Raw genomic sequence first — 8243 nt, 5'->3', positions numbered from 1 at the left:
TCAACAACCGGTGCAGCCACGCACGCGGCCCACTTTGTGAGGGAACTATCAACAGCAACGAGTGTTCTGTGGTGTGTCCCTTGCACTACGGCAAGTTTGATCTCAAGACCGGCGCGGCGATTGATGGCGTCGTGAAAAAACCCGTCGAGACATTCCAGACGAAGATTGAAAACGGCATGGTGTGGGTAGGGACTAAGCTCCCCCCGCCGGGCGGGGGTTAGGGGGTTGGTGATGAACTACGACGCACTCTTAGTCCTTTCTTTTGGCGGCCCGGAAGGCCCAGACGATGTCATTCCGTTTCTGCAAAATGTGACAGCGGGCCGTAATATTCCCGTAGAGCGCCTCGCGGAAGTGGCGGAGCACTACCAGCACTTTGGCGGTGTGAGCCCCATCAACGCCCAAAACCGGGCACTGATCGAGGCACTCAAAGCCAGCAATTTCCCGCTCCCCATCTATTTTGGAAACCGCAACTGGCACCCGTTTGTCACCGATACCGTGGCGCAGATGAAGGCCGACGGCATCAAAAACGCGCTGGTCTTTGTGACATCGGCATTTAGCTCCTACTCCGGCTGCCGCCAGTACCGCGAAGACATCGCCAAGGCCCGCGAGGCCGTCGGTGAGGGTGCGCCGAAGTTTGGCAAGATCCGGGTATTCTGCAACCACCCGCTCTTTATCGAGACCATGGCCGAGCGCGTCAAAGACGCTCTCGCACAGCTCCCCGACGGCTCCCGCGTGGTCTTCACCGCCCACAGCATCCCAATCGGCATGGCCCGTGGCTGTGACTACGAAGCGCAGCTTAAAGAAGCCGCCACGCTCATCGCACAGGCGTGTGGCCTGCTGGAATCCCAGTTCGATATTGCCTACCAGAGCCGTAGCGGCCCGCCGCAGGTGCCCTGGCTGGAACCGGATATTCTGGACTATCTGCGGAACCTCTCCCCAAGTAACCTCTCCCCAAGCCCCTCTCCCGGGCGTTCGTACCTCACTGGGAAAGGGGAACAGGAAGGGGATTCGCTCCCCTCTCTTCCCCCACCCAGAGGGTACCCGGGAACGACTGCCCGCACCCAGAGGGTACCCGGGGAGGGGCTGGGGGTGGGAGAGGTTGGCCTCGCCGTCGTGCCGCTGGGCTTTGTCTCGGATCACATGGAAGTGCTCTACGACTTAGACTACGAGGCCAAGCACCTCGCTGAGGAGCTAGGTATCGCGTTTATTCGCGCAGGAACGGCGGGAACGCATCCCAAGCTCATTCAGATGATCCACGACTTAGTTGCCGAGCGCAACACCAACTCTCTCACCCGCCTAACCGTCGGCACACGCGGCCCCAACCCCGATGTCTGCCTCCAAAACTGCTGCCTGCGCGGCGAGGGTCGCCCCGCGATGGCAGGAAATACCAGGTAAAATAACTCCACGATGAATGTACTCTCTCTCCTTGCACTGGCGGCCCTTCCGCAGTCGCCGTATCTGATGCCCGATAACAAGGCAAAGCAGCCCAAGCCCGTTCCCCCGCCCCCAGGAGCCATCGTGCTCTTCTCGGGTAAGCCGGAGGAGATGGCAGCGAACTGGCGCAAGTTTGGCTCCACCAGCAATGCGGATTGGGGTGTGGTCAAGGGCGCGATGGTCTCCCAGAAAGGCAATATCGTCAGCAAGCAAGAGTTCACGGACTTCCTGCTGCATGTCGAGTTCAAAGTCCCCTATGTCCCCGAAGGCAAGGGCCAGGGCCGGGGCAACTCCGGCGTGGGCTTACAAAGCTGGTACGAAATTCAAGTACTGGACTCCTCGGGGCTGAAGGTTCCCGGTACCGGCGACTGCGGCGCAGTCTACAACCAGGCGGCCCCACTGGTCAATGCCTGCAAGCCCCCACTCTCCTGGCAGACGTATGACATTATCTTCCGTGCCCCGCGCTTCGTGGACGGCAAGCTCACGCAGAAAGCCCGGGTCACGGTGCTCCAAAACGGGATTCTGGTGCAGAACAACACGGAGATTCAAGGCCCCACGGGAATTAGTGGCGACCGCCCCATTGACAAGCCCGGCCCGATCTATCTGCAGGACCACCACAACCCCACGGAGTTCCGCCAGATATGGGTCGTACCGCTTCCCACCGACGGTTCCAAGAGCTACGATCCGAAGTAAGCGCCGATTGGAAATCGGCGTCCGCAATGGCGTTCCGCCGCGAAGCCCGTTCCGGGCTGGGGAAATAGGTTCGGTAGCCCGGCACGGGCTTTGCGGCTGAGGAACGAAGCCACTGAAGACGCCCAATTCCATTGGGCGGGATTCGCGAGGGCGGCAGTTACCGTCGCCGTCTCTTTCGCTCGGGTTTGTCGCCCGCTGCCCGGGCTCCTACAGGCGCATCAGCCTGCGCCTTATTGGCAGATATCAAGCCCACGGCGGCTTCGGCACTCTGGAGTATCTTGAGAGTCGCGGGATCCGTGGGTGCCTGGAGTATGCCACTCACGAGAATTGCATGCGGCACGGGACGTGAGGGCAGGTTTTTGGCAGTGTGGCCCGTGGCGATAATCTTGCCATCGTAGACAATGCTGGTGGAGAACCCCGAGTCCATCAAGACCGCCTCATGCACCCCAGCGGCGGCGGCACCACGTGCCATCATCTCCGTGGTCACGACCTCCAGAGTCGCTCCCAGAACCGGCTCGCCCTTGTCCGTCACCCCAAAGAAGGCGCGCTTACGGGGGTCGTTGAAGTCGCGGGCGGCATAGACAATCTCTTTTTTCGTACGCGCGACCCCCTCGTGAACAATCCACGCTCCCCCGAGAAAGACGTCGGTCGCATCCCCCATCAGGGAGAGCAAGCTTATCTCATCGTTGTTGGCATAGGGATTGAAAGGGACAATAGCGATCTTTTTAGGGCCCCAGACCACCAGCGGGCGGTTCCATATACGCGGCAGGCGCTGCTTATCCTCATCCGCAAAGAACAGGCTCTCGATCTGAGTGCGACAGGGTCCGATCAGAGCGTTGTCCACGGAGCGCAGGTCCGCATTCACAAAAAAGGTCCCGTTCATCCCCGCCACGGTGGAGGGAGTGTCGCGGATAAACTCCCCCACGGACTTACGCCCCGTGTCGGTGGCGCGCACGGTGAGTGGCTTGCCCCCTTTGACAAGGACAAGCCCCACGCCGTCGAATTTCCCCGTTTCCAGAGTCACCGGCGACTCAATCAAATTCCGCTCAAAGAGTGCAGCAGGTGCCTCTAGAGTAGCCTTCTGGCACTCCTCCCAGACTTTCTCCAGGCGCGTGTGGATGGTGCGATTGATAGCTAATATGTTCGGGGACTGCTCAGCGGGGCCATTTTCTACCGTGAAGCCCAGGGTATAGCCGATCTGCTGCGCTAGCGAGAATGTCTCCCCATCCGCACGCCCTTCCGGGTAGGCGATAGAAGTAACAGGGTGCCCCAGCTCCGCCTCTAGCGTCTTTTTAGCCTCATAAAGCTCTGTCTGCTGGACATCGAGCGGCTGCTTCTCAAACTCCGCCGGATGATTGACGGTATGCGAGCCGATCGTCACGAGTTTTTCGGCATCCAGAAGTCTCAGTGTCTCCCAGTCCATCTTGGGATGCGGCCCGTCCTTTTTGCCCACAAACGCCGTGTGCACAAACATCACTGAGGGGATCTTTTTCTCTTTTAGGAGCGGATAGGCATGATCGTAAAAGCCCTGATAGTTGTCATCAAAAGTCAGGAGCACGGACTTTTCGGGCACATCATCGCCACGGACTAAGTGGCGCTGGAGCTGCTCCATACTGATAAAGTTCGCACCCTGAGCCTCCAAATAGGCGATCTGCTCCTGGAACTCATCGGTCGTGCAATCAAAGAAGACCGTCTTTTGCTTCTTGGTGGCCACGATATCGTGGTACATGATCACCGGGATACGGCGGTTCTGAGCACGCGGTGAGAGCGGCGCAAAGAGTGCGGTATCAAACGGCGCGGGAGTAGCGGGGCGTGGAGAGGCGGCGGGCAACTCAGGGGAGGGAGGCGGGGTGTTCTTCTTGAAGGGACAGGAAGCACCGCTGAGCGCGAACGCCGCCACGGTCAAAAGACACAGAGACTTCTTCATGCGTCTTTCAGTATACCGTGTAACTTATTTGGGCAAGCGCTCGACGAGCTCGCGGAACTCGCGGACATCTTCGAACTGGCGGTAGACGGAGGCGAAGCGGACGTAGGCGACGGTATCCAGAGCGCGGAGTTTTTCCATTAAGAGCTCACCGATTACCTGGGAGGGCACTTCCCGCTCGGCGCGGGTGTAGAGCAGGCGCTCCAGTTCCTCAACCAGTTGGGAGAGGGCATCATCCGAAACAGGACGTTTCTTGCAAGCCAGCTCAATGGCCCGTCGGAGCTTACTGCGCTCAAAGGGCTCCCGTGTCCCGTTGCTCTTCAGCACCGTCAGACGTAGCTCCTCGACTTCCTCAAAAGTAGTGAAGCGCCCTAGGCAGGACTCACACTCACGCCGTCGCCGAATAGCGGCCCCCTCCCGTATCGGGCGGGAGTCGAGAACATGATCTTTATCGAGTGCAGCACAGTAAGGACATCGCATAACCCCCCCTATTCTACCTGAACTCTCCGTGCACTGGTACGTCTAGCAGGTATATTGACAAGCAGTAACTACCGATAACAGAGAGAACCTGTGAGTCAGGTAATTAATTTATGGTATAACCCATTATCCTTACCAGGGTAACTCTGAGGGATCAACGCAATTATGAGTCTGGAAAATGCACCACAAGATGCCCCGCTGACTGATGTCGTCGAGCGGACACCGTCGCTCCGACGAGCCTATGTCTTATTTATGGACATCGTTGGCTTCAGCCGTTTCAAGACGGCGCAGCAAGTCGCCGCTCAGAAGGAGCTCTCTCGTATGGTGCAAGAGATGCCTGAAGTCATCGCGGCACGCGCCGATACAGACAGCTTTATTGCGCGGCCAACCGGTGATGGGATGGCTCTGCTCTTCTTCAAAGACCTACTCTCACCGCTGCGCTGCGCTCTGCAGATCCATCAGCATCTTAAATACAACGCTGCGGAGATGAAGCAGACTATCGGGACGGATATAAAAATGCGTATGGGTGTCCATGCCGGGGAAGTGACCCTGGTTGAGGACATGAACCACAACGCCGATGCCGCAGGTGAAGGCATCATCATGGCGCAGCGGGTGATGGACCTGGGCGATGAAGACCATATTCTGCTTTCCTCCGAAGTTGCCAAGGTGCTCAAGGGAATCGAACCGTGGGCCAACTACCTCACGGATTTCGGAGAGGTGCGAGTCAAGCACAAAGTGGTCGTGCACGTCTATAATCTCTACGGTCGGCTTGATGGGCCGTTCTGTGGAAACCCCTCTCGCCCTCGCAGTATCTCTGAGGACTCACGCAATCGCGCCAAAGAAGCGCGTGCCCAGCGCCCCAGCCTCTCGGACATGCTCCTGCCTTATAAGAAACCCATTACGACGGTATTAGTGCTGGGAAGCCTGGGCTACGGTGGCTACGCCTACAATAAGAGCACCAATAAACTAACCGAGCTGTTTGAGTCCGCCAAAGTGGCTCTTGCTTCCAAGTCGAGCACGGATCAAAAGAAAAACGGTAAGCCCAGTGGCAAGTCGGGCTCCGGTAAATCCAACAATGGGACATCCTCCGGCGGTGGGACAAAAAATACCTCCAGTGGGGGCGGTATCAGCAGTAAAATCCCAATTCCCAGGGTGGTTGGTGATGATGTCTCCTCTGCGGAACAGGCCCTCATTGATGTCGGCTTTCATGTCGTCAAGAGCGAGATTTCGAGCAAAGCTCCGGCAGATCAGGTGGTCAAACAGTCTCCAAGTTCAGGCAGTAAGCTTCTTCCTGGATCTACCGTGAAGATCTGGTTCTCCAAGGGGGCGGGGTCGGAAGAAACCACAGAGCCGGGTGCCTCCACGGGCGACTCAGGGGGAGAGGAAACCAAGCCGGATACCGGGGGAGAAAAAGAGGGCGGTGCCTCGTCGAGCGGCGACGGTGGCGAAGAGTAGCTCCGGATGTCTGGTGTGATCGAGGGGATGCTGCGGCGCATCCCTCTCTTCTCTGGTCTAGCGGATACCGAGCTCGCCCCCCTAGCCCTACGCTGCCGACGGCGGCTCTTTCCGCCACGGGAAGCGCTCTTCCACGAAGGAGACGCGGGACAGACGCTCTACTTAATTCTCTCGGGCCACGTCAATATCCAGCGTGAGACACCCGACGGGAGCATCGTCCATGTCGCACGCCGTGGCCCCGGCGACCACTTTGGCGAGCTTTCGCTTTTTGATGACTTGCCCCGCTCCGCAGACGCCCTCACGGACACGGCGTGCGATCTCTTGATGCTGGACCGTCGTGAGCTACTCTTCTTTTTAGAAACCCACCCGCAAGTCTCCTGGGCAATCATCCGCACCCTCTCGTCACGTCTGCGAGAAGCCTCAGACCGCATGGTCTCCAGCGAGACACGTGATGTCCTGGCGCGTCTGGCGGCCTGCCTCCTAGAGAGTGCCGAAGCAGGGACTCCCGACACAAGGGGACATATTCGCCTCGATGGCCTCTCTGATGGTCGCCTTGCCCAGCGCATTGGTGCCACACGGGAAACTGTCAACCGACGGCTCTCCCGCCTCAAGCAGATGGGGGTCCTCCGCCGCGATGGCACGACGCTGATCGTCCAGAACACCGAGCGCCTGCGCACGCTCTGTTAACCATTTTTCCATTTCGGGGAACACCAGGCAGTTTCTTTCCGTATCTACTTTGCAAAACAAAGTTCTTTATCAAGGATACAAAAAATGAATAATGAGAAAAACCTGCCGCGTGCAGGCTCGCTTCTGGTGGTGGGGTTAGGGCTGGGCGCCCTAGCGGACTGGCTTCTCTACGGACAGCAGCTAGGGCTGGGCTGGACACTGTTTTTAGGGGCGCTCCCGCTAGCGCTTCTTATTCTCCTGCGGCACAACGGCATCCGCCCCGCCTGGGCGAGTCTCGGGCCGCTTCTGGGAGGGTATGCTTTCTTCGCAGTGATGCTCAGCGTGCGCAGCAGCGAGTTTGTCACCGCTCTGAATGCGACTGCCTGTGTGTTTTTGCTCGCGCTGCTGGCCCGCTTTGCACTCCCCGGCCAGCTTCGCGAGCTCCGGCTAGGGGAGCTATTGGGAGTCCCCTTTTCGTTGTTGGGAGCGACTCTGCACCGTGCCGCGCCGAGCGTCGCCGAGGTAGCCAAAACACTCCAGAGTGCGGAGAAACGCCGCAGTGCGGGGCCGTTGGTGCGAGGATTACTGCTCTCGCTCCCCGTCTTGATCGTCTTGGTTCCCCTCCTCGCCTCCGCCGATGCCATCTTCGCAAGCTACGTGACAGAGATCACGCACTGGCTACGACCGGAGCGCTGGGAGGAACAAGCGGGCCGCGTATTTTATGTGTTACTGATCACATGGCTCACCGTTGGGGGCCTGACAATGGCGCTCACGTCTCGGCGGCTGAGCGCTTCTCCCAAGGCTCCTGAGGAGCTGCCTCTGGGCTTTGTCGAGGCAATGACGGTACTCTCCAGCGTGGCGCTGGTCTTTGGGGCGTTTCTCTCTATCCAGTTGACCTATCTGTTTGGCGGCGCGGCGCGGGTTCTCTCCGTGCCGGGGCTGACCTACGCAGAGTACGCCCGGCGCGGGTTCGCGGAGCTGGTGACGGTGGCCGTGCTCACTCTGGCACTGATCCTTGGCCTGCAGGCACTCACACGGCGCACCGGAAAGCAAGCCTCGGGCTTCTCGGGACTTTCCACCGTGATCGTGCTAGAAACGCTGGTTTTACTCAGCTCCGCCTGGAACCGGATGGCGGCCTATGAATCTGCCTACGGTGCCACTCAGACTAGGCTGCACGTGGACGTGTTTATTCTCTGGCTGGGCGTGGCGCTGCTCTGGCTGATCGTCACGCTCTGGTCACGCCCGTGGTCGCCCCGGTTCGCCATCGGGGCTCTTGTCTGCGCCCTAGGCTTCGCGGCGAGCCTGAACCTGCTCAACCCCGATGCCTATGTGGTGCGGCGCAACGCCCAGCGTTGGGAGAAAACCGGCAAGCTAGACACCGACGCGCTCTACGATCTCTCAGAAGATGCCAATGCCGAGCTGCGCCGACTTTGCCAGAAGCTCCCCGAAGGCGAGCAACGCCGAAAACTACAAGGCTGGATTGGACCGCACCAGCGCCCTCTTGGCACCTGGCAGAGCTGGCACGCCGCTCGATCCGCCCAATGAAATTGGGCGTCTGCAATGGCACTGCGTGCCGCAAAGCCCGTGCCGGGCT

8 protein-coding genes are annotated in these 8243 nt (G+C 59.3%); 6 read left to right on the top strand and 2 right to left on the bottom strand.

The window, feature by feature from the left end:
* From ACH2EH_RS23155 to ACH2EH_RS23145, 3 genes are all read left to right on the top strand, one after another.
* Positions 1–221: Rieske (2Fe-2S) protein (locus ACH2EH_RS23155; protein WP_395145494.1), on the top strand; the 221-nt coding region annotated here is incomplete at its 5' end.
* A 10-nt stretch (positions 222–231) separates the two neighbouring features.
* Positions 232–1395, top strand: a complete 1164-nt coding sequence (locus ACH2EH_RS23150; protein WP_395145492.1) for a ferrochelatase — start codon at positions 232–234, stop codon at positions 1393–1395.
* A gap of 12 nt (positions 1396–1407) precedes the next feature.
* On the top strand, positions 1408–2127 hold the full coding sequence (locus ACH2EH_RS23145; RefSeq protein WP_395145490.1) for a DUF1080 domain-containing protein: 720 nt from the start codon (positions 1408–1410) through the stop codon (positions 2125–2127).
* A gap of 157 nt (positions 2128–2284) precedes the next feature.
* Here ACH2EH_RS23145 and ACH2EH_RS23140 read toward each other — a convergent pair whose 3' ends face one another.
* A complete protein-coding gene (locus ACH2EH_RS23140; RefSeq protein WP_395145488.1) occupies positions 2285–4054 on the bottom strand; it encodes a polysaccharide deacetylase family protein in 1770 nt (589 codons plus the stop codon).
* Between the two features lie 24 nt (positions 4055–4078).
* Positions 4079–4531, bottom strand: a complete 453-nt coding sequence (gene nrdR / locus ACH2EH_RS23135) for a transcriptional regulator NrdR (RefSeq protein WP_395145486.1) — start codon at positions 4529–4531, stop codon at positions 4079–4081.
* Positions 4532–4693: 162 nt separating this feature from the next.
* On the opposite strand from nrdR, the gene ACH2EH_RS23130 reads away from it, so the two are divergent.
* The 3 genes from ACH2EH_RS23130 (at position 4694) to ACH2EH_RS23120 (ending at position 8194) form a co-directional block, all read left to right on the top strand.
* Positions 4694–5983 (top strand): PASTA domain-containing protein, encoded by a 1290-nt coding sequence (locus ACH2EH_RS23130; RefSeq protein WP_395145484.1) that lies wholly within the window; start codon positions 4694–4696, stop codon positions 5981–5983.
* A 6-nt stretch (positions 5984–5989) separates the two neighbouring features.
* A complete protein-coding gene (locus ACH2EH_RS23125) occupies positions 5990–6670 on the top strand; it encodes a Crp/Fnr family transcriptional regulator (RefSeq protein ID WP_395145482.1) in 681 nt (226 codons plus the stop codon).
* A gap of 84 nt (positions 6671–6754) precedes the next feature.
* Positions 6755–8194 (top strand): DUF4153 domain-containing protein, encoded by a 1440-nt coding sequence (locus tag ACH2EH_RS23120; RefSeq protein WP_395145480.1) that lies wholly within the window; start codon positions 6755–6757, stop codon positions 8192–8194.
* Positions 8195–8243: the final 49 nt, after the last annotated feature.

The sequence above is a fragment of the Armatimonas sp. genome (assembly GCF_043760365.1).
Taxonomy (GTDB): Bacteria; Armatimonadota; Armatimonadia; order Armatimonadales; family Armatimonadaceae; genus Armatimonas.
The sequence above is the reverse complement of the archived record's forward strand: the minus strand, read 5'-3'. Positions and strand labels throughout refer to the sequence as shown.

What these genes read in the sequence shown, in the direction of transcription:
- ACH2EH_RS23150 (WP_395145492.1), top strand. Translation starts at nt 232, where the DNA reads ATGAACTACGACGCACTCTTAGTCCTTTCTTTTGGCGGCCCGGAAGGC.
- ACH2EH_RS23140 (WP_395145488.1), bottom strand. Translation starts at nt 4,054, where the DNA reads ATGAAGAAGTCTCTGTGTCTTTTGACCGTGGCGGCGTTCGCGCTCAGC.
- ACH2EH_RS23125 (WP_395145482.1), top strand. Translation starts at nt 5,990, where the DNA reads ATGTCTGGTGTGATCGAGGGGATGCTGCGGCGCATCCCTCTCTTCTCT.
- nrdR (WP_395145486.1), bottom strand. Translation starts at nt 4,531, where the DNA reads ATGCGATGTCCTTACTGTGCTGCACTCGATAAAGATCATGTTCTCGAC.
- ACH2EH_RS23130 (WP_395145484.1), top strand. Translation starts at nt 4,694, where the DNA reads ATGAGTCTGGAAAATGCACCACAAGATGCCCCGCTGACTGATGTCGTC.
- ACH2EH_RS23120 (WP_395145480.1), top strand. Translation starts at nt 6,755, where the DNA reads ATGAATAATGAGAAAAACCTGCCGCGTGCAGGCTCGCTTCTGGTGGTG.
- ACH2EH_RS23145 (WP_395145490.1), top strand. Translation starts at nt 1,408, where the DNA reads ATGAATGTACTCTCTCTCCTTGCACTGGCGGCCCTTCCGCAGTCGCCG.